Source organism: Pseudomonas sp. FP2196 (genome assembly GCF_030687715.1).
In the GTDB taxonomy this organism is placed as follows: Bacteria; Pseudomonadota; Gammaproteobacteria; order Pseudomonadales; family Pseudomonadaceae; genus Aquipseudomonas.
On the sequence record NZ_CP117445.1, the window covers coordinates 1,137,483 to 1,160,849 of the forward strand.

Below are 23,367 nucleotides of genomic sequence, written 5' to 3' on the forward strand. Positions count from 1 at the left end.
TACAGGGTTTTGTGTGTTGTCGGTATTCGGTGTGCGAATGCCGATAGTGTTTCCCGGCGTTGCAGATTATCGTGCTGGCAATCTGTCCACTTTCCGGAGTTTGCCCATGAGTGAAGCCCATGCCGCGTTGATCACCCGCTTCTACCAGGCCTTCCAGCGTCTAGACGCCGAGGCCATGGCCGCGTGTTACACCGATGATGTGGTGTTCAGCGACCCGGCTTTTGGCGAGCTGCGCGGACGCGATGCCGGCGACATGTGGCGGATGCTCACCACCCGGGCCAAGGACTTCTCGCTGACCTTCGACAACGTCCGCGCCGACGAGCGCAGCGGTGGCGCGCATTGGGTGGCGACTTATCTGTTCAGCCAGACCGGCAACGTGGTGGTCAACGATATCCAGGCGCGCTTCGTGTTCCGTGACGGCAAGATCTGCGAGCACCACGATCATTTCGATCTGTGGCGCTGGTCGCGTCAGGCCTTGGGTTTCAAAGGTCTGCTGCTGGGGTGGACGCCGCTGGTACGCAACGCCGTACGTGCTCAGGCACTGAAGGGACTGAAGGCATTTCAGGCCGGTCGCTGATAAGATCGCGGCCTGTTTCCTGCGCGCCATGATCCCAAAGTGACCAGCCTTAGCGAAAAATCTGTCGATGTTGCCGAACCGGTGAGCAAGTCCTGGTTCGTCTACCTCGTTCGCGCCGCCAACGGTTCGTTGTACTGCGGGATCAGCGACGATCCCGTCCGCCGTTTCGCCAAGCATCAGAGCGGCAAAGGTGCGCGTTTCTTCCTCTCCAGCCCGGCCATGGCGCTGGTGTACACCGAACGGTGTCGCGACAAGAGCGATGCGCTGCGCCAGGAGCGGTTGATCAAAAAACTGCGCAAGAGTGCGAAGGAATGCCTGGTCGCGTCCTATCAAACTGACTGATCAGATTCTGTCGGGTCGTAGAAATCCATGCGGGTCGAGCCGACAGCCACACAAATGACAGGCAAAAAAAAGCCGCCTTGCGGGGCGGTTTTTTTCGTAACCCTCGGTTTGCGGCCGGGGTTACTGTTTCTCACTGGATACGCTAGCGTGGGTGAAGATTATTCGTCTTTTTGCCATCGAGCAAGCCTACGACGATTTTTTCGAAGAGCGCGATTTTAGATCCATTTGTTTAAGCGGCGGTTCTGAAACGCGATTACTCTCCATCCGCTCGCATGACAGTGCAGCTAGTGAGGCTTGGCTGATTGGCGTAACGGTTTCACGCCCTTTGACATGGTGTTGCTCCCGTGCCGGAATGATTTTTCAAAGGGTGTCTCAATCGGCCGCCTCACTGGATACGCTAGCGTGTATCCGAAGGCGTACGTGGTCCGGTAAGCGCGCTGGAGGTTTGGCCCCCGACTGGAGGCCAAAACGTATGAAGCTTTTGCTGCGTACTCTGAGCCTCGTATGGAGATCGTTTAAAGCAGTTCGCTTTTACGAGTTCCTGCGAGATCACTTTGATGACCTGATGTAAGGGTTATCGATGTGAGGACGACCGCCTCGGTTTCGGCTGAGGTGTTTTTTTTCGTTCGGGAGCCCACACTCGTCTTATCAATCTGACTGATCAGTTCCCATCAGCCAGATCTGTAGGCTGCTAAGTAAATGCGCGCTAAGCTGCCGACTCACTTTCTGAGCGGCGGAGCCGAGTATGTCCGAGTTGATTCTGCATCATTACCCGACCTCTCCATTTGCCGAGAAGGCCCGTCTGCTGCTGGGTTTCAAAGGTCTGTCCTGGCGCTCGGTGAACATCTCGCCGGTAATGCCGAAACCGGATCTGACCGCCCTGACCGGTGGTTATCGCAAAACCCCTGTGCTGCAGATCGGCGCTGACATCTATTGCGACACTTCGTTGATCGCCCGTCGACTTGAGCAAGAGAAGGCACAGCCGTCGTTTTTCCCCGAAGGTCAGGAAATGACCACCGCCAGCTTCGCGACGTGGGCGGACTCGGTGGTGTTCCAGCATGCCGTCAGCCTGGTGTTCCAGCCGGAGTCGGTTGCCGTGCGTTTCGGCAAATTACCACCGGAAGCGATCAAGGCGTTTATGGCCGACCGTGCCGGCCTGTTCAGTGGCGGCAGCGCCACGCGTTTGTCTACCGAGCAAGCCAAGCATCAATGGCCGACGATCATGGCGCGTCTGGAGCAGCAGTTGCAGCGCGAGCAAGGTGATTTCCTGTTCGGCGATCCATCGATTGCCGACTTTGCTTTGGCGCACCCGATGTGGTTTCTCAAGGCGACCCATGTGACAGCGCCTTTGGTGGACGAGTATCCAGCCGTCGTCGCGTGGCTGGGACGTGTGTTGGGCTTCGGGCATGGCGCTGCGAGCGAAATGACGTCCGACGAGGCGCTGGAGGTCGCACGCAATGCGACGCCAGCAGCATTGCCGGATGCACAGTTTGTTGACCCGAACGGGTTCAAGGCCGGGCAGCAGGTGGCAATTGCCGCAACGGATTACGGGGTTGATCCGGTGGTGGGTGAGTTGCTGTTTGCCGGTCGTGAGGAGTTGATCGTGCGGCGCGAAGACGAGCGTGCCGGCGTGGTGCATGTGCACTTCCCACGCTTCGGTTTCCGTATCGAAGCACGCTAAAAGCAAAAGATCGCAGCCTGCGGCAGCTCCTACAGTGGGATTGATGCTGCACCTGTAGGAGCTGCCGCAGGCTGCGATTTTTTGATCTTGCTGTTATTTCAATGCGGCGAGGATCTCGTCCGGATCAAACCCGCGAATCAACGTGCCATTCACATCGATCAGCGGAATCCCGCGCCCACCCAGTGCCTCGTACGCCTTGCGCGCCTCGCCATCCTTCTCGATGTCGAATTCCTTGAAGGGAATCCCCTTGCTGTCGAGAAAGCGCTTGGTCTGCTTGCAGTAGCCACACCAGTCTGTGGTGTACAACACGACACTGGCCTGAGTGCGGGTCTGCTCGGAGACCATCTGCGACGGGTTGAACACCCGCTCGATCTTGCCCCAGTTCTGATAGACCACGACCACCAGCAGAACCAATGCAACCTTTTTCAGTACGTTGCCAAGCATCAGTTGCGACGCTTCAACTGATCGGTGAGCGACGTCGGCAGGCCTTTGATCACCAAGGTGCCGGCCTCTTCGTCGTACTCGATCTTCGAGCCCAGCAGATGCGCTTCAAAGCTGATCGACAGGCCTTCGGCACGACCGGTGAAGCGACGGAACTGGTTTAAGGTGCGCTTATCCGCCGGAATCTCCGGCGACAGGCCGTAGTCCTTGTTGCGGATGTGATCGTAGAAGGCCTTCGGGCGCTCTTCGTCGATCAGCTCCGAGAGTTCTTCCAGACCCATTGGCTCGCCAAGTTTGGCCTGACTACTGGCGTAATCGACCAGCGTCTTGGTTTTCTCCCGGGCGGAATCTTCCGGCAGGTCTTCGCTTTCAACGAAGTCGCTGAAGGCCTTGAGCAGAGTGCGGGTTTCGCCCGGGCCGTCGACGCCTTCCTGGCAACCGATGAAGTCGCGGAAGTACTCCGAAACCTTTTTACCGTTCTTGCCCTTGATAAACGAGATGTACTGCTTGGACTGCTTGTTGTTCTGCCACTCGGAGACGTTGATCCGCGCCGCCAGGTGCAGTTGGCCGAGATCAAGGTGACGCGATGGCGTCACGTCCAGCGAGTCGGTTACCGCCACGCCTTCGCTGTGGTGCAGCAGGGCGATCGCCAGGTAATCGGTCATGCCTTGCTGGTAGTGGGCGAACAATACGTGGCCACCGACCGACAGGTTCGACTCTTCCATCAGTTTTTGCAGATGCTCGACGGCGACTTTGCTGAACGCGGTGAAGTCCTTGCCGCCTTCCATGTATTCCTTCAGCCAGCCGCTGAACGGGAATGCACCGGACTCAGGATGGAACAACCCCCAGGCTTTACCCTGTTTGGCGTTGTAGCTCTCGTTGAGGTCGGCGAGCATGTTCTCGATGGCCGCGGACTCAGCCAGTTCGGAATCACGGGCGTGCAGAACTGCGGGCGTGCCGTCGGGTTTTTTGTCGATCAAATGGACGATGCAATGACGGATCGGCATGGGCTTCTCGGCTGTTGGAAGGGAGGAGGGCGGGCTCCCCCGCAAAAGCGCCCAGTGTACCGCAACCATTGGTTTTGGCGCGGGTGGAGGGGCAATTTGGGGGCTGGCGCCCGGCCTTATGCGGTTTTTTACCGATTTAGAGCAATAAAGCTGACCAAATGGGTAGCTAGAGGCGGATATTTCCCCGTCTCTGTGCTAGTTTTGCCCGGTCTTACGCGAAGTCACTGCGTTAAGCGTGCAATCAGCATTTGTCAGGTCGAACCAAACCCTGATTTCGGTATCTATAACCCGACTCGTCGTGGTTATCGCCGAGGGTGCCAGATCCAGAAGATCGGGCTCGATGGCTGACACTGCACTCTGCAATCCATATGAATTTGATAGGGAAGGAACACTACATGGCTCTTACTAAAGACCAACTGATCGCCGACATCGCTGAAGCTATCGACGCGCCGAAAACCACCGCGCGTAACGCTCTGGACCAACTGGGCCAAATCGTTGCCGATCAGCTGGAAAACGGCGGCGAAATCACCTTGCCAGGTATCGGCAAGCTGAAAGTGACCGAGCGTCCTGCCCGCACTGGCCGTAACCCTTCGACTGGCGCTGCCATCGAAATCCCTGCAAAGAAAGTGATCAAGCTGGTTGTGGCCAAAGGCCTGACCGACGCTGTGAACAAGTAAGACGCAGCGATAAAAAAACCGTGCTCCGGAGCGATCCGGGCACGGTTTTTTTGTGCCTGCGATTTGGCTGTGCACCCTGAACCTTTGTAGGAGCGAGCAGGCTCACTCCTACCGGGGATCTGCTGTGTGTTAGCGAACCCAGCGCTCGCGACGCCAGATCTGCTGCTCGGACTTGGTCTGGAAGGTCCAGGCGACGAAGCGGCTTTGTTTCTGTCCCTGAGACATCTCAACCACCTGACTTTCCAGCACGCCGGCCTTTTTCAGCGCGATCTCAATGGCTGGCAGGTTCGAGGCTTTCGACACCAGCGTGCTGAACCACAGCACCTTGTGCTGAAAGTTCGCGCTCTCGGCGATCAGTTGCGTCACGAAACGCGCTTCGCCACCTTCACACCACAGCTCGGCCGACTGGCCACCGAAGTTCAGCACCGGCAGTTTGCGTTTCGGATCGGCCTTGCCCAGTGCCCGCCACTTGCGCTCGCTGCCCTTGGTCGCTTCATCCATCGAAGCATGGAACGGCGGGTTGCACATGGTCAGGTCGAAGCGCTCACCCGGCTCAAGCAGGCCAATCAGGATGTGCTTGGGGTTTTCCTGTTGGCGCAACTTGATGACCTTGCTCAGGTCGTTGGACTGGACGATGGCCTTGGCAGCCGCCACGGCCGTCGGATCGATCTCCGAGCCGAGGAAGTGCCAGCGGTATTCGCTGTTGCCGATCAGTGGATAAACGCAGTTGGCGCCCATGCCGATATCCAGCACGTTGACGATCGCGCCGCGCGGGACTTTGCCGTCGTTCATGCTGGCCAGCAGGTCCGCGAGGAAGTGCACGTAATCGGCACGGCCCGGCACCGGTGGGCAGAGGTAGTCGGCCGGAATGTCCCAATGCTCGATGCCGTAGAACGACTTGAGCAGCGCCCGGTTGAACACGCGCACTGCATCGGGACTGGCGAAGTCGATGCTTTCCTTGCCGTACGGGTTAGTGATCACAAACTTCGCCAGTTCCGGCGTGGTTTTGATCAGCGCCGGGAAGTCGTAACGACCCTGATGGCGATTGCGCGGGTGCAGGCTGGCCTTTTCTCGCGGCTCAACGGCTTTGGCCGGGGTCGCGGAGTCAGGCTTCTTGCGCGCAGGTTTGGGTGTGCGGGGGGCGTTCATGGGCGTGGTCGATTCGGGTATGGCTGAAAGTGGCGGGTATTGTCCCACATTGACGACGTATACGCCGAACCCATGTAGGAGCTGCCGAAGGCTGCGATCTTTTGATCTTGCTTTTAAAAATCAAAGTCAAAAGATCGCAGCCTTCGGCAGCTCCTTGTATCTCGACTATCGCTCCGTCAGGAGCGATAGTTCTCGACTGATCATCGAGGGAGGGACTTGGAAGCCGTGCAGCTCCTTAGGCTTTTTGCCTGTGATGTAGATCGTGCTCCAGCCCTCCACACTCACTCGTATAGTTCGAACGGTATCTTGGGCCCGTCTCTGGCGAGAGCCCGCATTCGCAAGGTTGGACAGAGTGCAGTGATGATCGAAAACCGATTAATGGAGAAACGGTCATGTCCAATTTCGTCGGCGTCGATGTCGCTAAAAATACCTTTGATATCGCCACTCACCTGCCAAACGGCAAGCACAAAACCAAGGCCAAACTGGCTAACGACTCAAAAGGTTTCAAAGAGTTTGACGCCTGGTTGAACAAGCAGGTCGAGCCTACAGCCCTGATCGTGATGGAAGCCACCAGCGTTTATCACCTGGAACTTGCCGAGTTCGTCTACAACAAGGGTTACCGGGTCTGCGTCGTCAATCCGGCGACGACCCACGCTTACGCCGACAGCGAGCTGCGCCGGATCAAAACCGACAAAAGCGACGCCAAATTGATCGCTGACTTTGCTCGGGAAAAGGCTGAAAAGCTTCAGCTTTGGGCTCCGGAGCCGCTGAAATATCGTCAGCTAAAGGCGATGGTGCGTCGCTTGGATGACCTTCAGGAAATGGAGCAAATGGAGCTCAATCGCCTGGATGTGTCCGACGAAAAGGTCAAAGACTCGATCAACTCTGTGCTGCGTCACATCGAGAAAGAGATCGTTGAAACTCACAAAGCAATCAAAAAACACATCGACGATGATCCAGACATGCGCCAAATGCGCGACTTGATCGTGACCATCGACGGTATTGGCCAGAAAACCCTTGAGCGGCTGCTGGCAGAGTTGGGCGACCTGCGTAAATATGACGACCCTCGCAAACTGGTCGCTGCCGCCGGGTTGAACCCAAAGCTGCAGGACTCGGGAAAGTTCAAAGGCAGAGCAGTGATTTCGAGGATCGGATCGGCTCGCGTTCGGGCGGGTCTATACATGCCTGGGTTGGTTGCACTGAAGCACAACAAGGCAATCATCGCCATGAAGGACCGCTTGAAGGCCAACGGCAAGGCCCCCAAGCAAATCATCTGTGCAGCGATGCGCAAACTCCTACATTTTGTCTACGCCGTTCTTAAATCGGGCCAGCCATTTGACCCGAAAATTGCCCTTGCCCGATGAGGGGCAAGACGGTATCTACAGGGGAAATGTGGTGGGCATAAAAAAGGGAGGCCACCAGGGCCTCCCTTTTCCATTGCGATTTGCCGTTACAGGCTGGCAATCCGCGCGTGCTGCTCGGCCAGTTTGCCCAAGGCCTGTTCAGCCTCGGCCAGTTTGGCGCGTTCCTTCTCGATGACTTCGGCTGGGGCCTTGTCGACGAAACCGGCGTTGGACAGTTTGCCGCCAACACGCTGGACTTCACCCTGCAGGCGCAGGATTTCCTTGTCCAGACGCGCCAGTTCAGCGCCCTTGTCGATCAGACCGGCCATCGGTACCAGCACTTCCATCTCGCCAACCAGCGCGGTGGCGGACAGTGGTGCTTCTTCGCCAGCCTTCAGAACGGTGATCGATTCCAGACGTGCCAGCTTCTTCAGCAGTGCTTCGTTCTCGGTCAGGCGACGCTGGTCTTCAGCGCTGACGTTCTTCAGGTAGATCGGCAGTGGCTTGCCCGGGCCGATGTTCATTTCGCCACGGATGTTACGCGTGCCGAGCATCAGCTCCTTGAGCCATTCGATGTCGTCTTCAGCCGCCGGATCGATGCGCTCTTCGTTAGCCACCGGCCACGCTTGCAGCATGATCGTCTTGCCCTGAATGCCGGCCAGCGGCGCGATGCGCTGCCAGATTTCTTCAGTGATGAACGGCATGAACGGATGCGCCAGACGCAGCGCTACTTCCAGTACGCGTACCAGCGTGCGACGGGTACCGCGCTGACGTTCGACCGGCGCGTTCTCGTCCCACAGCACAGGCTTGGACAGCTCCAGATACCAGTCGCAGTACTGGTTCCAGATGAACTCGTACAGCGCTTGCGCGGCGAGGTCGAAACGGAACTGATCCAGTTGACGGGTCACTTCGGCTTCGGTGCGTTGCAGTTGCGAGATGATCCAGCGATCCGCCAGCGACAGCTCGTAGGCTTCGCCGTTCTGGCCGCAGTCTTCGCCCTTGTCCAGAACATAACGCGCGGCGTTCCAGATCTTGTTGCAGAAGTTGCGATAGCCTTCGACGCGGCCCATGTCGAACTTGATGTCGCGACCGGTGGACGCCAGCGAGCAGAAGGTGAAGCGCAGGGCGTCGGTGCCGTAGCTGGCGATACCCTCGGCGAACTCGTCGCGGGTCTGCTTCTCGATCTTCTTCGCCAGTTTCGGCTGCATCATGCCGGAGGTGCGTTTGCGCACCAGCTCTTCCAGTTCGATGCCGTCGATGATGTCCAGCGGGTCAAGGACGTTGCCCTTGGACTTGGACATCTTCTGGCCTTGGCCATCACGCACCAGACCGTGCACATATACAGTCTTGAACGGAACCTGCGGCGTACCATCCTCGTTCTTGATCAGGTGCATCGTCAGCATGATCATCCGGGCAACCCAGAAGAAGATGATGTCGAAACCGGTGACCAGCACGTCGGTGGAGTGGAATTTCTTCAGGAACTCGGTTTTTTCAGGCCAGCCAAGGGTGGAGAACGTCCACAGCCCCGAGCTGAACCAGGTGTCGAGTACGTCGTTGTCCTGTTGCAGCGCAACGTCCGGGCCGAGGTTGTGCTTGGCGCGCACTTCGGCCTCGTCGCGTCCGACGTAGACCTTGCCCGACTCGTCGTACCAGGCCGGAATCCGGTGGCCCCACCACAGCTGACGGCTGATGCACCAGTCCTGGATGTCGCGCATCCACGAGAAGTACATGTTTTCGTATTGTTTCGGCACGAACTGGATGCGGCCGTCTTCAACAGCAGCAATCGCAGGCTCGGCCAAAGGCTTGGTCGACACGTACCATTGGTCGGTCAGCCAAGGCTCGATGATGGTGCCGGAACGGTCGCCTTTCGGCACTTTCAGGCCGTGGTCGTCGACGCTGACCAGCAGGCCGGCAGCGTCGAACGCCGCAACGATCTGCTTGCGCGCTTCGAAACGCTCAAGACCGGCGTATTCAGCCGGGATCTTGCCGTCGATGCTGTCGTTCAGCGTGCCGTCGAGGTTGAACACCTGGGCGGCAGGCAGCACGTTTGCGTTCTTGTCGAAGATGTTCAGCAGCGGCAGGTTGTGGCGCTTGCCGACTTCGTAGTCGTTGAAATCGTGGGCCGGGGTGATTTTCACGCAGCCGGTGCCGAATTCAGGATCGCAGTAATCGTCCGCGATGATCGGGATGCGACGGCCAACCAGTGGCAGTTCGACAAACTTGCCGATCAGGGCTTTGTAGCGCTCGTCGTTCGGGTTTACCGCGACGGCGGAGTCGCCGAGCATGGTTTCCGGACGGGTGGTCGCGACGATCAGGAAATCGTTGCCTTCAGCGGTTTTTGCGCCGTCAGCCAGCGGGTACTTCAGGTTCCACAGGAAACCTTTCTCGTCGTGGTTTTCCACTTCGAGGTCGGAAATCGCCGTGTGCAGCTTGGTGTCCCAGTTGACCAGACGCTTGCCGCGATAGATCAGGCCGTCCTCGTGCAGGCGCACGAAGGCTTCTTTAACGGCTTCCGAGAGGCCGTCGTCCATGGTGAAGCGCTCGCGACTCCAGTCTACGGACGAGCCGAGGCGGCGGATCTGACGGCTGATGTTGCCACCGGACTGATCCTTCCATTCCCAGACTTTTTCAAGGAATTTTTCGCGGCCCAGATCGTGGCGATTCTGGCCTTGGGCTTCGAGTTGACGCTCCACCAGCATTTGCGTGGCGATACCAGCGTGGTCGGTACCCGGCTGCCACAGGGTGTTGCGACCCTGCATGCGGCGGAAACGGATCAGGGCGTCCATGATCGCGTTGTTGAAACCGTGACCCATGTGCAGGCTGCCGGTGACGTTCGGCGGCGGGATCATGATGGTGTAGGAATCGCCCGCGCCTTGCGGTGCGAAATAGTTCTCGGACTCCCAGGTGTTGTACCAGGAAGTTTCAATGGCGTGCGGCTGGTAGGTCTTATCCATGCGCGGCGGGACCCTATTGGCATTTATTCAGGAAAAGCCGGGAAGTATAGCGGGGCATGGGGCCGAGGGCGAGCGGGGGAGGAGCGGGTGGACGCTCGCTTTCTGTAGGAGCTGCCGAAGGCTGCGATCTTTTGACTTTGTTTTTAAGGTCAAGATCAAAAGATCGCAGCCTGCGGCAGCTCCTGCAAGGGGGGCGTGGTGACTATTCGTACTGGCTGAGCAACCGTTCCATCCGCGCATCGAGGCGGCGTTTGATTTCGGTCTCGATGTGCGGCGCGAAGTCGTCGATCACGTCCTGCATGATCAATTGCGCGGCGGCGCGCAGTTCGCTGTCCAGGTGGAGCAGGGCGTCCGGGCCTTTTTCGACAGCTGGCGCAGGTTGCGCGGCGGGTGTCGGGGCTGGAGCCGAGGGTGGTTCGACGGCCGCCGGCTCGGCGCCAACTGAGTCGAACAACATCGGAATCTGTTCCTGTTCACCGTCATCGACCGTGTCGGTCAGCAGGGGTGGTTGCAGGTTGTCATCGCCGAGCAACTGGCGGATCGATTCGAGATCGTCCAGCAGGTGTGCGGACTTTTGCTGCGGTTTCGGAGTGTCCATTGGAGTGCTCAGAGTCGCTGTAAACGGTGATCTTGCAGAGGATAGCCCTGTTCGCGGTAGAAACGGAAACTCTCCCGCGCAGCCGCGCGAATGGTCGGATCTTCCACCACTACTTCCGCCACACGGGCGAATTTGTTGGCGAAGGCCGGGACTTTCAGGTCGAGATTGACCAGTAAATCCTGATGCTGACCGCAGTCATCGCCCACCCCCAACACAATCAACCCCTCGGGTTCACTGTCGGTAGGGCCGTGGGGCACGAAGCTTTCGCCCTTGAACGCCCACAGCCGAGCATCGAGATCTTCGCGCTGAGCGGCATCGCTGCAATGCAGGTAGATGCGGTGGCCCATGCGCCAGGCTTTCTCGGTGAGCTTGCAGGCAAAGTCCAGGCGTGCCGAGGGATCGGCGCTGGGCAGGATATAGAAGTCGACTTTGGTCATTGCGGTTCCTGAGCTGAAAGCGGCGCTTCAAAAAAGAAGCGCCGCCCGCAGTCATCGGTTTCAGGCTTTGGCGCGATCCAGCAGGTATTGGGTCAGCAGCGGTACCGGACGGCCAGTGGCGCCCTTGTCCTTGCCGCCGCTGGTCCACGCGGTGCCCGCGATGTCCAGGTGCGCCCAGTTGAGGTTCTTGGTGAAGCGCGACAGGAAGCATGCGGCGGTGATGGTGCCGGCCTTCGGCCCGCCAATGTTGGCGATATCGGCGAACGGGCTGTCCAGCTGTTCTTGGTACTCATCGAACAGCGGCAGTTGCCAGGCGCGGTCATCAGCAGCCTTGCCGGCGCTGAGCAGTTGGCCGATCAGTTCGTCGTTGTTGCCCAGCAGGCCCGAAGTGTGGGCGCCCAGTGCAACCACGCAAGCGCCGGTCAGGGTGGCGATGTCGATCACCGCTTGCGGCTTGAAGCGCTCGGAGTAGGTCAGGGCATCGCACAGCACCAGACGGCCTTCAGCGTCGGTGTTGAGGATTTCCACGGTCTGGCCGCTCATGGTGGTGACGATGTCGCCCGGACGGGTCGCGTTGCCGCTCGGCATGTTTTCCGCGCAAGCAAGGATGCATACCAGGTTGATCGGCAGTTTCAGCTCCAGCACGGCGCGCAGGGTGCCGAACACGGAGGCAGCGCCGCCCATGTCATATTTCATTTCGTCCATGCCGGCGCCTGGCTTCAGGCTGATGCCGCCGGTGTCGAAGGTGATGCCTTTACCGACCAGTGCGTATGGCTTCTCGGATTTCTTGCCGCCGTTGTATTGCATGACGATCAGGCGCGGCGGCTGCTCGCTGCCCTGGCCGACGGCGTAGAACGAGCCCATGCCCAGCGACTTGATCTTCTTCTCGTCGAGCACTTCGACTTTCAGATCCTTGAACTCTTTGCCGAGGTTCTTGGCTTGTTCGCCAAGGAAGGTCGGGTGGCAGATGTTCGGCGGCAGGTTGCCCAGATCACGGGTGAAAGCCATGCCATTGGCAATCGCGGTAGCGTGATTCACGGCGCGCTGCACTTCGGCTTGTGCAGCCTTGATGGTCAGCAGGGTGATTTTCTTCAGGGCGCGCGGTTCGGCTTTCTGGCTCTTGAACTGGTCGAAGGTGTATTCGCCGTCCACCAGGGTTTCCGCCAGCAGGCGGGTCTTGCCGTAGCTGTCGCGGCCTTTGACGATGACTTCATCCAGCGCCAGCACGGCATCGCTGCCGCCCAGGCCTTTGAGGGTATTGAGGATGCCGGCAACGATTTTGCGGAACGGACGGTCGCCCAGTTCCTCGTCCTTGCCCACGCCGACCAGCAGCACGCGTTCGGCTTTCAGGTTTGGCATGCTGTGCAGCAGCAGGCTTTGACCGACTTTGCCGGCCAGGTCGCCACGCTTGAGTACGGCGCTGATCGCGCCGCCGCTCAGTTCGTCGACTTGTTTGGCGGCGACACCGAGTTTGCGGCCTTCGCCGACGGCAACCACCAGGGTGGCGGTTTTCAACGTTTCTGGGCTAACGCTTTTTACAACCAGTTCCATGTCCGGATCCCTGAATGAATGGTCAACACGCAGGCGTTCGACGGTGTCCGCAGTCGCCTGCTTATAGATAGAAGAGGCGCAGGCCAAAGCCTGCGACAAGGGCCGCAGTTTGAACCTCGCTCCCCGCGCCTGACAACCCTCGGGGGCGTTCTCAATTAGTTTTCACACCGCGTTGTCGCCTTAAAGCCAGCCAGGCAAGGCGCAGGCCGCTGGGAATGGTTGTTCCCTTTCCAAGGCCTGCAACGCAGACTGGCCGGCTTTAAGGCACAACCCGAAGGGCCGGGCCTGCTGTTTTGCAGGGCTACGTTGCTCGAAGCTTGTTTGGAATGACCAAACCACGCTTCTCGCGCCTTGCCCTGCACAACAGCAGACCCGGCGCGGTGTGAAAACTAATTGAGAACGCCCCCTGGGTTGTACGATCTTCAACGGATTGCGTGCGAGGATGAGTGTGCGCAGTGACAGGCGCCCTCAATCACAGGATAATGCCGCATCTTTTTTCGACGGCTCTGCGTTGCGGGCCGGTCGATGTGTTTGCTTGTTTGGCCGCCTTAGCCTGACAACCCTGGAGTGTCTGGTTTGATCGTCTTCCGTTATCTGTCCCGCGAAGTCCTGTTGACCCTCAGCGCCGTGAGTGCGGTGTTGCTGGTCATCATCATGAGCGGTCGCTTCATCAAATACCTCGCTCAGGCCGCTGCCGGCCAGCTCGATCCGGGTTCGCTGTTCCTGATCATGGGCTTTCGTCTGCCGGGCTTCCTGCAACTGATTCTGCCGCTGGGCCTGTTTCTCGGGATCCTGCTGGCCTACGGTCGCCTGTACCTGGAAAGCGAAATGACCGTGCTCTCGGCCACCGGCATGAGCCAGCAGAAGCTGTTTCGCATGACCCTGTTTCCGGCAACGCTGGTGGCACTGGTCGTTGCGTGGCTGAGCCTGGGCCTGGCCCCGCAAGGTGCCAATCAGTTCCAGTTGCTGCTGAACAAGCAAGACGCCCTGACCGAGTTCGATACCCTCGAGCCGGGTCGCTTCCAGGCCCTGCGTGACGGCACCCGAGTGACCTACACCGAAACGTTGAGCGACGATCGCGTCAACCTGGGTGGCGTGTTCATCTCGCAGAAGAACCTCGGCGCCGATCAGAAGGATCGCGGGATTTCCGTGCTGGTGGCCGAAAAGGGCCGTCAGGAAGTCCGCCCCGACGGTAATCGCTACCTGATTCTCGACAACGGCTATCGCTATGACGGCAGTCCGGGTCAGGCTGATTACCGTGCCATTCACTACGAAAACTATGGCGTGCTGCTGCCCAAGCCGGACGTCAGCGAAGAAGTCACCGATCGTGACGCCATGCCGACTTCGTCTCTGCTGGGCAGTGACGACATCCGCTCAAAAACCGAACTGCAATGGCGTCTGTCCCTGCCGTTGCTGGTATTTATCGTGACCCTGATGGCGGTGCCGCTGTCGCGAGTCAACCCGCGTCAAGGGCGTTTCCTCAAGCTGCTGCCGGCGATTCTTCTTTATATGGCTTACCTGACCATCCTGATTGCCGCCCGCGGCGCCCTTGAAAAAGGCAAGATTCCTCCGGCGCTCGGCCTGTGGTGGGTGCATGCGATCTTCCTGTTCATCGGCCTCGGTCTGCTGTATTGGGAGCCGCTGCGCCTGAAGATGGCCAGCCGTCGCGCTGCTGCGCTGGAGGTGGCCCGTGGTTAAACTCGACCGCTACATCGGCAGCAGCGTGTTCATGGCGATCATCGCCGTGCTGGCGATCATTCTCGGTCTGGCGACCCTGTTCGCCTTTATCGATGAGATGGGTGACGTCAGCGAAACCTACACATTGGTCGACGTGCTGAGCTTCGTCTTGCTGACCGCGCCGCGCCGGCTCTACGAAATGTTGCCGATGGCTGCGTTGATTGGCTGCCTGATCGGCCTCGGCAGTCTGGCCAGCAGCAGCGAGCTGACCGTCATGCGCGCCGCTGGCGTGTCGATCGGCCGGATCGTCTGGGCGGTGATGAAGCCGATGCTGGTGCTGATGCTCGCGGGCGTGCTGATTGGCGAGTACGTCGCCCCTGCCACCGAAAGCATGGCCCAGGCCAATCGCTCTCTGGCTCAGGGCAGCGGCGACGCGCAAAGCGCCAAGCACGGTATGTGGCACCGTCAGGGTGAAGAGTTCATCCACATCAACGCCGTGCAACCCAACGGCCTGTTGTATGGCGTGACCCGCTATCACTTCGATAAGGAGCGCCATCTGCTGAGCTCCAGCTTCGCCAAGAAGGCCGAGTTCGATGGCACTCAATGGCAGCTCACTGACGTGGCCACCACCTTGTTCCATGAGCGCAGCACCGAAGTCGTGAACACGCCGAGCGAGCGTTGGGACGTGGCCTTGAGCCCGCAACTGCTGAGTACTGTGGTGATGGCCCCGGAATCGCTGTCGATCAGCGGACTTTGGGGGTACATCCACTATCTGTCGGAGCAGGGCCTTAGCAACGGCCGTTACTGGCTGGCATTTTGGGTCAAGGTGTTGCAGCCGTTGGTAACCGCCGCGCTGGTGTTGATGGCCATTTCCTTCATCTTCGGCCCGCTGCGTTCGGTAACCCTCGGCCAGCGTGTGTTCACCGGTGTGCTGGTCGGCTTCACCTTCCGCATCGTCCAGGATTTGCTTGGTCCGTCGAGCCTGGTGTTCGGTTTCTCGCCGCTGTTTGCGGTGCTGGTGCCGGCCGGTGTCTGCGCGCTGGCCGGTGTCTGGCTGCTTAGACGAGCGGGTTGATGAACAAGCTTTCATCCTCTGCTTGACCCTGAAAACGCCTCGATCAACCGATCGGGGCGTTTTTGCATGCAATCCGGGTGACAGGCGAACGTGACGCTTGCGCCGTGTATCAGGTACAATTCCCGGCTATTTTTCGGCGGGCCATGCCTGCAGCCTTTTTGAGTGTTGATCCGTGAGTGATTTGAGTCATATCCGCAATTTCTCCATCATCGCCCACATTGACCATGGCAAGTCGACGCTGGCCGATCGCTTCATCCAGATGTGCGGCGGCCTGGCCGAGCGTGAAATGGAAGCCCAGGTACTGGATTCCATGGATCTTGAGCGTGAGCGCGGGATCACCATCAAGGCCCACAGCGTTACCCTTTATTACAAAGCCAAAGATGGCGTCACCTACCAGTTGAACTTCATTGACACCCCGGGCCACGTTGACTTCACCTATGAAGTCAGCCGTTCCCTGGCCGCGTGTGAAGGTGCCTTGCTGGTGGTCGATGCCGGTCAGGGCGTCGAAGCACAGTCCGTGGCCAACTGCTACACCGCGATTGAGCAGGGCCTTGAGGTCATGCCGGTCCTGAACAAGATCGACCTGCCACAGGCTGATCCTGATCGCGTCAAAGACGAAATCGAAAAGATCATCGGCATCGACGCCACTGACGCCGTCACCTGCAGCGCCAAGACCGGCCTGGGTGTCGACGAGGTGCTCGAGCGTCTGGTAACGACCATTCCTGCGCCAACCGGCAACATCGAAGATCCGCTGCAAGCGTTGATCATCGACTCCTGGTTCGACAACTACCTGGGCGTTGTCTCCCTGGTGCGCGTGCGTCACGGCCGCGTGAAGAAGGGCGACAAGATCCTGGTGAAATCCACCGGCAAGATCCATCTGGTCGACAGCGTCGGTGTTTTCAATCCGAAACATACCGCCACCGCAGACCTCAAGGCCGGCGAAGTGGGCTTCATCATCGCCAGCATCAAGGATATTCACGGTGCGCCGGTCGGTGACACCCTGACCCTGAGCTCGACCCCGGATGTTCCGGTACTGCCGGGCTTCAAGCGCATTCAGCCGCAGGTTTACGCCGGTCTGTTCCCGGTGAGCTCCGACGACTTCGAAGATTTCCGCGAAGCGCTGCAGAAGCTGACCCTGAACGACTCGTCGCTGCAGTACACCCCGGAAAGCTCCGACGCCCTGGGCTTCGGCTTCCGTTGCGGCTTCCTCGGCATGCTGCACATGGAAATCATCCAGGAGCGCCTCGAGCGTGAGTACGACCTGGACCTGATCACCACGGCGCCGACGGTTATCTTCGAACTGGTGCTGAAAACCGGTGAAACGATTTACGTCGATAACCCGTCCAAGCTGCCGGATGTCTCGGCCGTCGAAGACATGCGCGAGCCGATCGTGCGCGCCAACATCCTGGTGCCGCAAGAACACTTGGGCAACGTCATCACCCTGTGCATCGAGAAACGCGGCGTTCAAGTCGACATGCTGTTCCTCGGCAATCAGGTGCAAGTCACTTACGACCTGCCGATGAACGAAGTGGTTCTGGACTTCTTCGACCGTCTCAAATCCACCAGCCGCGGCTATGCTTCGCTGGATTACCATTTCGATCGTTACCAATCGGCTAATCTGGTGAAACTGGACGTGCTGATCAACGGCGACAAGGTCGATGCCCTGGCGTTGATCGTGCACCGTGACAACTCGCACTTCAAAGGTCGCCAGTTGACCGAGAAGATGAAAGAACTGATTCCTCGTCAGATGTTCGACGTGGCCATCCAGGCCGCCATTGGCGGTCAGATTGTCGCCCGGACAACCGTCAAGGCTCTCAGAAAGAACGTATTGGCCAAATGCTACGGCGGTGACGTCAGCCGTAAGAAGAAGCTGCTCGAGAAGCAAAAGGCCGGTAAGAAACGCATGAAGCAGGTCGGCAACGTGGAAATTCCACAAGAAGCCTTCCTTGCAGTGCTCAGGTTGGATAGTTAGGTCCTATGTCGCTAAATTTCCCGCTGTTGCTGGTCATTGCCGTGTTCGTCTGCGGCCTGTTGGCGTTGCTCGATCTGCTGATTCTGGCGCCCCGCCGGCGTGCTGCCATTGCCTCTTATCAAGGCAGTGTCAGCCAGCCCGACGTCGTGGTGGTCGAGAAGCTGAACAAAGAGCCGCTGCTGGTCGAATACGGCAAGTCGTTCTTCCCGGTGTTGTTCATCGTGCTGGTGCTGCGTTCGTTCCTGGTGGAGCCGTTCCAGATTCCGTCCGGCTCGATGAAACCGACCCTGGACGTCGGCGACTTCATTCTGGTGAACAAGTTTTCTTACGGGATCCGCCTGCCGGTGATCGACAAGAAAATCATCGAAGTCGGTGATCCGCAGCGCGGTGATGTGATGGTGTTCCGCTACCCGAGCGACCCGAACGTCAACTACATCAAGCGTGTGGTCGGTCTGCCGGGCGACACGGTGCGTTACACCGCTGACAAGCGTCTGTTCGTCAACGGTGAGTCGATTGCCGAGCAAATGGTCGGTTCCGAGCCGGGCACGCTGGGCAGCGCAGAGCTCTACAAGGAAAAACTCGGCGCTGCCGAGCACCTGATCCGCAAGGAGATGAGCCGTTACCGCGCCATGCCGGACCATACCTGGACCGTGCCGGCCGGGCACTACTTCATGATGGGCGACAACCGCGACAACTCGAACGACAGTCGCTACTGGGATGATCCGAACATTCCCAAGGATCTGCTGGGCATGGTTCCCGACCGGAATATCGTCGGCAAGGCCTTCGCGGTCTGGATGAGCTGGCCGGAACCGAAACTCAGCCACCTGCCGAATTTCTCGCGGGTTGGCCTGATCAAGTAATCACCACGGCGCTGTTGACCACAGCGCCGAATGCATTTCTGGAGTCGCTACAATCGACTCCAGGGCATGAAGCCACGATATTCAGGACGTAATTTTTGAACACAGCGTTAATTGTCCCAGGCCTGCGCCGTATCCCGGCGATGGCGGTGGAATCCAGCTTTGATCTCAGCGTGGGTAAACCGTGAGCGCCTCTTTAAGCCGTCTCGAGCGTCAGCTCGGTTACACCTTCAAGGATCAGGAACTCATGGTCCTGGCCCTCACGCACCGCAGTTTCGCCGGGCGCAACAACGAACGCCTGGAATTCCTCGGCGATGCCATCCTCAACTTCGTCGCTGGCGAGGCGTTGTTCGATCGCTTCCCGCTGGCTCGCGAAGGCCAGTTGTCGCGTTTGCGCGCACGCCTGGTGAAAGGTGAGACTCTGGCCGTACTGGCGCGTGGTTTCGACCTTGGCGATTACCTGCGACTGGGTTCCGGTGAGCTGAAAAGCGGCGGTTTCCGTCGCGAATCGATTCTGGCCGATGCCCTCGAAGCGTTGATTGGTGCGATCTATCTCGACGCAGGCATGGACATGGCCCGCGAGCGCGTCCTGGCCTGGCTGGCCGGCGAGTTCGAAGGCCTGACGCTGGTCGACACCAATAAGGATCCGAAGACCCGCCTGCAGGAACACCTGCAATCGCGCGGTTGCGAACTGCCACGCTACGAAGTGGTGGATATCCAGGGCGAGCCGCACTGCCGAACCTTCTTCGTCGAGTGCGAAGTTGTCTTACTGAATGAAAAAAGCCGAGGTCAGGGTGTGAGTCGTCGTATTGCCGAACAGGTAGCGGCCGCCGCAGCACTGATTGCCCTGGGCGTGGAGAATGGCAATGACTGATACAAACGCAACTCGCTGTGGCTACGTTGCCATCGTCGGCCGTCCCAACGTCGGTAAATCGACGCTGCTGAACCACATCCTCGGCCAGAAGCTGGCGATCACCTCGCGCAAGCCGCAGACCACCCGCCACAACATGCTCGGGATCAAGACCGAGGGTGACGTGCAAGCGATCTACGTCGACACCCCCGGCATGCACAAGGGTGGCGAAAAGGCGCTCAACCGTTACATGAACAAGACCGCTTCGGCGGCGTTGAAAGACGTCGACGTGGTGATCTTCGTGGTCGATCGGACCAAGTGGACCGAAGAAGACCAGATGGTGCTGGAGCGTGTGCAGTACGTGACCGGCCCGCTGATCGTCGCGCTGAACAAGACCGACCGCATCGAAGACAAAGCCGAACTGATGCCGCACCTGAGCTGGTTGCAGGAACAGCTGCCGAACGCGCAGATCATCCCTATCTCCGCGCAGCACGGTCATAACCTTGATGCGCTGGAAAAAGTGATTGCCGATCACCTGCCGGAAAACGATCACTTCTTCCCCGAAGACCAGATCACCGACCGCAGCAGCCGTTTCCTCGCCGCTGAACTTGTGCGCGAAAAAATCATGCGCCAGATGGGCGCCGAGCTGCCGTACCAGATCACCGTCGAAATCGAAGAGTTCAAGCAGCAGGGCAAAACCCTGCATATCCATGCGCTGATTCTCGTCGAGCGTGACGGCCAGAAGAAGATCATCATTGGCGACAAGGGCGAGCGCATCAAACGCATCGGCACCGAAGCGCGCAAGGACATGGAGCTGCTGTTTGACTCCAAGATCATGCTCAACCTGTGGGTCAAGGTGAAGGGCGGCTGGTCCGACGACGAACGTGCTCTGCGTTCGCTGGGTTACGGCGACCTGTAATCACCGTTCCAGAGAACACCGATACTCAATGTGGGAGCGAGCCTGCTCGCGAAGAGGATGTAACATTCAGCATTGATGTTGACTGTCACTCCGCTTTCGCGAGCAGGCTCGCTCCCACAGTGGTTTTGGGTTGTGTGTAAATCTGCGTTTCTTCATCGAGAACTCCATGTCGCAAACCCCACCTCCCGCCCAGCCCGCCTACGTCCTGCACTCTCGCGCCTACCGCGAAACCAGCGCGTTGGTGGACTTCCTCACGCCGCAAGGTCGGCTGCGGGCGGTGTTGCGCAGTGCGCGGGGCAAGGCCGGAACGTTGGCGCGGCCGTTCGTGCCGCTGGAAGTCGAGTTTCGCGGCAAGGGCGAGTTGAAGAATGTCGGGCGCATGGAAAGTGCCGGTAATGCGACGTGGATGGTCGGCGAGGCGTTGTTCAGCGGTCTTTACCTCAATGAGCTGTTGATCCGTTTGCTGCCCGCCGAAGATCCGCATCCGGCGGTGTTCGATCACTACGCCGCGACCTTGCTGGCCTTGGCCGAAGGTCGGCCGCTGGAGCCCTTGTTGCGCTCCTTCGAATGGCGCCTGCTGGATGATCTCGGTTATGGCTTTTCCATGAGCGCGGATATTCACGGCGAGCCTGTCGCCCCGGACGGTCTCTATCGTTTGCAAGTGGACGCTGGTCTTGAGCGCGTTTACCTGCTGCAACCTGGCCTTTTCAACGGCGTTGAATTGCTGGCCATGGCGGAAGCCGATTGGTCAGCCCCCGGCGCACTCTCAGCCGCCAAACGTCTGATGCGTCAAGCACTGGCCGTTCATCTGGGTGGTCGTCCCCTCGTCAGTCGCGAACTGTTTCGCAAGCCCTGATCACCCCGTATGCTGTGCGCCGAATCTCTAAATTCAGGAGCGCATCCGTGACCACCAGCAATCGCATTCTTCTTGGCGTGAACATCGACCACGTCGCCACCCTGCGTCAGGCCCGTGGCACGCGCTACCCGGATCCGGTCAAGGCGGCGCTGGACGCGGAAGAGGCGGGCGCCGACGGCATCACCGTGCACCTGCGCGAGGACCGTCGACACATTCAGGAGCGCGATGTGCTCTTGCTCAAGGATGTGCTGCAAACCCGCATGAACTTCGAAATGGGCGTCACCGAAGAAATGATGGCTTTCGCCGAGCTCATCCGTCCGGCGCACATCTGCCTGGTCCCGGAAACCCGTCAGGAACTGACCACCGAGGGCGGTCTGGATGTCGCGGGGCAGGAAGCGCGGATCAAGGCTGCGGTCGAGCGTCTGTCGAAGATCGGCAGCGAAGTGTCGCTGTTCATCGATGCCGACGAGCGCCAGATTGCTGCCTCGAAGCGTGTTGGCGCGCCGGCCATTGAGCTGCACACCGGGCGTTATGCCGACGCCGAGACCCCGAGCGAAGTCGCTGAAGAGTTGAAGCGTGTGGCGGACGGGGTGGCGTTTGGTCTGGCTCAGGGCCTGATCGTCAATGCCGGCCATGGTCTGCATTACCACAACGTGGAAGCGGTGGCGGCAATCAAGGGCATCAACGAACTGAACATCGGCCATGCGCTGGTGGCGCATGCGTTGTTCGTGGGGTTCAAGTCGGCCGTGTCCGAGATGAAAGCGTTGATACTGGCAGCTGCTTTGAAGGGCTGAAGATCAAAAGATCGCAGCCTTCGGCAGCTCCTGCAGGTGTACACATAGCCCTGTAGGAGCTGCCGAAGGCTGCGATCTTTTGCTTTAAAGAGGGGCAGGTTCTTGAGCAGGTTTCGACTTGTCGATAGCCGGAACATGCAGGTTGCCCTCGGCCACCTGATCGCCCTCAAGCTGCGGTTGGGTTACCCAGGTGAGGATGTCGTAATAACGACGGATGTTCGCCACGAAATGCACCGGCTCGCCGCCCCGGGCGTAGCCATAGCGGGTCTTGCTGTACCACTGCTTCTGCGATAGGCGCGGCAGCATCTTCTTCACATCCAGCCATTTGTCCGGATTCAAACCTTCGCGAGACGCCAGTTTGCGTGCGTCATCCAGGTGGCCGCTGCCGACGTTATATGCCGCCAGGGCAAACCAGGTACGGTCGGGCTCCTGAATCGATTCGTCGAGCTGATCCTTCATATAGGCCAGGTACTTGGCGCCGCCCATGATGCTCTGCTTTGGATCGAGGCGATTGGACACACCCATCGCCCGAGCGGTGTTCTGGGTCAGCATCATCAAACCGCGCACTCCGGTTTTCGAGGTGACGGTCGGTTGCCACAGCGATTCCTGATAGCCGATGGCTGCCAGAAGACGCCAGTCGACTTTCTCTTTCTTCGCGTAATTCTTGAAGTGCTGTTCGTATTTGGGCAGACGCTGCTGCAAGTGCTGGGCGAACGTGGTGGCGCCCATGTAGCCGAGGACGTCGACGTGCCCGTAATAGCGGTCTTTCAGGCGTTGGAGGGTGCCATTCTTCTGCACCTTGTCCAGATAGCTGTTGATCTCGTTGAGCAGGCTGTTGTCTTCGCCGGGGCCCACCGCCCAGCTCTGGCTGCGCGCATCGCCGAGGTCGAAGGCCACGCGAATATTGGTGAAGTACACCTGGTTCATCGCCACTTCGTTGGAGTCGACCAAGGTCAGATCGATCTGCCCTTCGTCGACCATTCGCAGCAAGTCGACCACCTCAACGGCATCAGATTCTTCGTACTCGATGCCCGGGTTTTTCTTTTTCAGCTCGGCCAGTTGCTCGGCATGGGTACTGCCCTTGAGCACCATGATCTTCTTGCCGACCAGATCACCGGCGTCGGTCGGCCGTGACTGGCCGTTGCGATAGATGATCTGCGGGGTGACTTCGAGGTAGGAGTGGGAGAACCGTACTTGCGTCTTGCGTTGTTCGCTGCTGACCAGGCCGGCAGCAGCCAATACCGGGCCGTTCGGCTTGCCGATCTGGTTGAAAAGATCGTCGAGGTTGTCGGCGGTCTCGATTTTGAGTTCGACGCCCAAATCGTCGGCGAAGCGCTTCACCAGCTCGTATTCGAAGCCGGTTTCACCGCTGCGATCCTGAAAGTAGGTGGCGGGGCTGTTACGGGTAATCACCCGCAGCACGCCATCCTCCTTTACGCGCTCGAGTGTGTTGGGTTTATCAACACAGCCACCGAGCATCAGGAAGAGTCCGGTTGCGATCAGCCATTTGGCGTACCGCGGACGCAAAGCCGTTGGGAAAAACATTTGCGCAGTATACGCAAAGGACTGCGGGCGCCATATCTCGACAGGTGAGGGGTTGTCTGCTAGAG

Annotated in this window: 21 protein-coding genes; 13 read left to right on the forward strand and 8 right to left on the reverse strand. The window is 59.1% G+C overall.

Annotated features, from left to right (window positions below; genetic code table 11):
* The first annotated feature begins 106 nt into the window (after positions 1 to 106).
* The 3 genes from PSH79_RS05035 (at position 107) to PSH79_RS05045 (ending at position 2,600) form a co-directional block, all read left to right on the forward strand.
* Positions 107 to 577, forward strand: coding sequence for a nuclear transport factor 2 family protein (locus PSH79_RS05035; protein ID WP_007909058.1), 471 nt, complete (start codon positions 107 to 109; stop codon positions 575 to 577).
* 39 nt (positions 578 to 616) lie between these two features.
* Complete coding sequence (locus PSH79_RS05040; protein ID WP_305441538.1) at positions 617 to 919, forward strand: GIY-YIG nuclease family protein; 303 nt, start codon at positions 617 to 619, stop codon at positions 917 to 919.
* Positions 920 to 1,664: 745 nt separating this feature from the next.
* Entirely contained in the window at positions 1,665 to 2,600 is a 936-nt protein-coding gene (locus PSH79_RS05045) for a glutathione S-transferase family protein (protein ID WP_305441539.1), read from the forward strand.
* 93 nt (positions 2,601 to 2,693) lie between these two features.
* Here the strand turns inward: PSH79_RS05045 and PSH79_RS05050 are convergent, their stop codons facing one another.
* Positions 2,694 to 3,044: a glutaredoxin family protein gene (locus PSH79_RS05050; RefSeq protein ID WP_305441540.1), complete on the reverse strand. Its 351-nt coding sequence runs from the start codon at positions 3,042 to 3,044 to the stop codon at positions 2,694 to 2,696.
* Complete coding sequence (gene yejK, locus PSH79_RS05055; RefSeq protein ID WP_305441541.1) at positions 3,044 to 4,048, reverse strand: nucleoid-associated protein YejK; 1,005 nt, start codon at positions 4,046 to 4,048, stop codon at positions 3,044 to 3,046. The genes PSH79_RS05050 and yejK overlap by 1 nt, the downstream gene beginning before the upstream one ends.
* A gap of 395 nt (positions 4,049 to 4,443) precedes the next feature.
* Here yejK and PSH79_RS05060 point away from each other — a divergent pair, with 395 nt between their 5' ends.
* Positions 4,444 to 4,725, forward strand: coding sequence for an HU family DNA-binding protein (locus PSH79_RS05060; RefSeq protein ID WP_003221909.1), 282 nt, complete (start codon positions 4,444 to 4,446; stop codon positions 4,723 to 4,725).
* Between the two features lie 129 nt (positions 4,726 to 4,854).
* Here PSH79_RS05060 and rlmF read toward each other — a convergent pair whose 3' ends face one another.
* Positions 4,855 to 5,874, reverse strand: coding sequence for a 23S rRNA (adenine(1618)-N(6))-methyltransferase RlmF (gene rlmF / locus PSH79_RS05065; RefSeq protein WP_305441544.1), 1,020 nt, complete (start codon positions 5,872 to 5,874; stop codon positions 4,855 to 4,857).
* Positions 5,875 to 6,266: 392 nt separating this feature from the next.
* Here rlmF and PSH79_RS05070 point away from each other — a divergent pair, with 392 nt between their 5' ends.
* Positions 6,267 to 7,238, forward strand: a complete 972-nt coding sequence (locus tag PSH79_RS05070; RefSeq protein WP_305437929.1) for an IS110 family transposase — start codon at positions 6,267 to 6,269, stop codon at positions 7,236 to 7,238.
* An 86-nt stretch (positions 7,239 to 7,324) separates the two neighbouring features.
* Here the strand turns inward: PSH79_RS05070 and PSH79_RS05075 are convergent, their stop codons facing one another.
* From PSH79_RS05075 to PSH79_RS05090, 4 genes are all read right to left on the reverse strand, one after another.
* A complete protein-coding gene (locus PSH79_RS05075) occupies positions 7,325 to 10,171 on the reverse strand; it encodes a valine--tRNA ligase (protein WP_305441545.1) in 2,847 nt (948 codons plus the stop codon).
* A gap of 202 nt (positions 10,172 to 10,373) precedes the next feature.
* Entirely contained in the window at positions 10,374 to 10,769 is a 396-nt protein-coding gene (locus PSH79_RS05080) for a DNA polymerase III subunit chi (protein WP_305441546.1), read from the reverse strand.
* Between the two features lie 8 nt (positions 10,770 to 10,777).
* Positions 10,778 to 11,206 (reverse strand): DNA polymerase III subunit chi, encoded by a 429-nt coding sequence (locus tag PSH79_RS05085; RefSeq protein WP_305441547.1) that lies wholly within the window; start codon positions 11,204 to 11,206, stop codon positions 10,778 to 10,780.
* Between the two features lie 60 nt (positions 11,207 to 11,266).
* Complete coding sequence (locus PSH79_RS05090; RefSeq protein WP_305441548.1) at positions 11,267 to 12,757, reverse strand: leucyl aminopeptidase; 1,491 nt, start codon at positions 12,755 to 12,757, stop codon at positions 11,267 to 11,269.
* A 576-nt stretch (positions 12,758 to 13,333) separates the two neighbouring features.
* Here PSH79_RS05090 and lptF point away from each other — a divergent pair.
* The 8 genes from lptF to pdxJ all read left to right on the forward strand — a co-directional run bounded on the left by lptF (position 13,334) and on the right by pdxJ (position 21,757).
* Positions 13,334 to 14,455, forward strand: coding sequence for an LPS export ABC transporter permease LptF (lptF, locus tag PSH79_RS05095; RefSeq protein WP_305441549.1), 1,122 nt, complete (start codon positions 13,334 to 13,336; stop codon positions 14,453 to 14,455).
* Positions 14,448 to 15,509 carry an LPS export ABC transporter permease LptG gene (gene lptG, locus PSH79_RS05100; RefSeq protein ID WP_187680034.1) on the forward strand — a complete coding sequence of 354 codons (1,062 nt, stop codon included), beginning with the start codon at positions 14,448 to 14,450 and terminating at the stop codon, positions 15,507 to 15,509. The genes lptF and lptG overlap by 8 nt, the downstream gene beginning before the upstream one ends.
* 172 nt (positions 15,510 to 15,681) lie before the next feature.
* Positions 15,682 to 17,481 (forward strand): translation elongation factor 4, encoded by a 1,800-nt coding sequence (lepA, locus tag PSH79_RS05105; protein WP_095188835.1) that lies wholly within the window; start codon positions 15,682 to 15,684, stop codon positions 17,479 to 17,481.
* 5 nt (positions 17,482 to 17,486) lie between these two features.
* Complete coding sequence (gene lepB / locus PSH79_RS05110) at positions 17,487 to 18,341, forward strand: signal peptidase I (RefSeq protein ID WP_305441550.1); 855 nt, start codon at positions 17,487 to 17,489, stop codon at positions 18,339 to 18,341.
* A 181-nt stretch (positions 18,342 to 18,522) separates the two neighbouring features.
* Positions 18,523 to 19,212, forward strand: a complete 690-nt coding sequence (gene rnc / locus PSH79_RS05115) for a ribonuclease III (RefSeq protein WP_187680031.1) — start codon at positions 18,523 to 18,525, stop codon at positions 19,210 to 19,212.
* Positions 19,205 to 20,107, forward strand: a complete 903-nt coding sequence (gene era, locus PSH79_RS05120; protein ID WP_003221935.1) for a GTPase Era — start codon at positions 19,205 to 19,207, stop codon at positions 20,105 to 20,107. Before rnc ends, era begins: the two co-directional genes overlap by 8 nt.
* Positions 20,108 to 20,273: 166 nt before the next feature.
* Positions 20,274 to 20,963, forward strand: a complete 690-nt coding sequence (gene recO, locus PSH79_RS05125) for a DNA repair protein RecO (protein ID WP_305441551.1) — start codon at positions 20,274 to 20,276, stop codon at positions 20,961 to 20,963.
* 47 nt (positions 20,964 to 21,010) lie between these two features.
* Positions 21,011 to 21,757 (forward strand): pyridoxine 5'-phosphate synthase, encoded by a 747-nt coding sequence (gene pdxJ, locus PSH79_RS05130; protein ID WP_305441552.1) that lies wholly within the window; start codon positions 21,011 to 21,013, stop codon positions 21,755 to 21,757.
* 84 nt (positions 21,758 to 21,841) lie between these two features.
* Here the strand turns inward: pdxJ and mltF are convergent, their stop codons facing one another.
* The gene (mltF, locus tag PSH79_RS05135) at positions 21,842 to 23,302 is read right to left on the reverse strand and encodes a membrane-bound lytic murein transglycosylase MltF (protein ID WP_305441553.1); all 1,461 of its coding nucleotides are present in this window, start codon (positions 23,300 to 23,302) and stop codon (positions 21,842 to 21,844) included.
* Positions 23,303 to 23,367 lie beyond the last annotated feature (65 nt).

What these genes read in the sequence shown, in the direction of transcription:
- PSH79_RS05090 (WP_305441548.1), bottom strand. Translation starts at nt 12,757, where the DNA reads ATGGAACTGGTTGTAAAAAGCGTTAGCCCAGAAACGTTGAAAACCGCC.
- rlmF (WP_305441544.1), bottom strand. Translation starts at nt 5,874, where the DNA reads ATGAACGCCCCCCGCACACCCAAACCTGCGCGCAAGAAGCCTGACTCC.
- PSH79_RS05060 (WP_003221909.1), top strand. Translation starts at nt 4,444, where the DNA reads ATGGCTCTTACTAAAGACCAACTGATCGCCGACATCGCTGAAGCTATC.
- era (WP_003221935.1), top strand. Translation starts at nt 19,205, where the DNA reads ATGACTGATACAAACGCAACTCGCTGTGGCTACGTTGCCATCGTCGGC.
- PSH79_RS05085 (WP_305441547.1), bottom strand. Translation starts at nt 11,206, where the DNA reads ATGACCAAAGTCGACTTCTATATCCTGCCCAGCGCCGATCCCTCGGCA.
- yejK (WP_305441541.1), bottom strand. Translation starts at nt 4,048, where the DNA reads ATGCCGATCCGTCATTGCATCGTCCATTTGATCGACAAAAAACCCGAC.
- PSH79_RS05070 (WP_305437929.1), top strand. Translation starts at nt 6,267, where the DNA reads ATGTCCAATTTCGTCGGCGTCGATGTCGCTAAAAATACCTTTGATATC.
- PSH79_RS05075 (WP_305441545.1), bottom strand. Translation starts at nt 10,171, where the DNA reads ATGGATAAGACCTACCAGCCGCACGCCATTGAAACTTCCTGGTACAAC.
- PSH79_RS05035 (WP_007909058.1), top strand. Translation starts at nt 107, where the DNA reads ATGAGTGAAGCCCATGCCGCGTTGATCACCCGCTTCTACCAGGCCTTC.
- PSH79_RS05080 (WP_305441546.1), bottom strand. Translation starts at nt 10,769, where the DNA reads ATGGACACTCCGAAACCGCAGCAAAAGTCCGCACACCTGCTGGACGAT.
- PSH79_RS05045 (WP_305441539.1), top strand. Translation starts at nt 1,665, where the DNA reads ATGTCCGAGTTGATTCTGCATCATTACCCGACCTCTCCATTTGCCGAG.
- lepB (WP_305441550.1), top strand. Translation starts at nt 17,487, where the DNA reads ATGTCGCTAAATTTCCCGCTGTTGCTGGTCATTGCCGTGTTCGTCTGC.
- recO (WP_305441551.1), top strand. Translation starts at nt 20,274, where the DNA reads ATGTCGCAAACCCCACCTCCCGCCCAGCCCGCCTACGTCCTGCACTCT.
- PSH79_RS05050 (WP_305441540.1), bottom strand. Translation starts at nt 3,044, where the DNA reads ATGCTTGGCAACGTACTGAAAAAGGTTGCATTGGTTCTGCTGGTGGTC.
- mltF (WP_305441553.1), bottom strand. Translation starts at nt 23,302, where the DNA reads ATGTTTTTCCCAACGGCTTTGCGTCCGCGGTACGCCAAATGGCTGATC.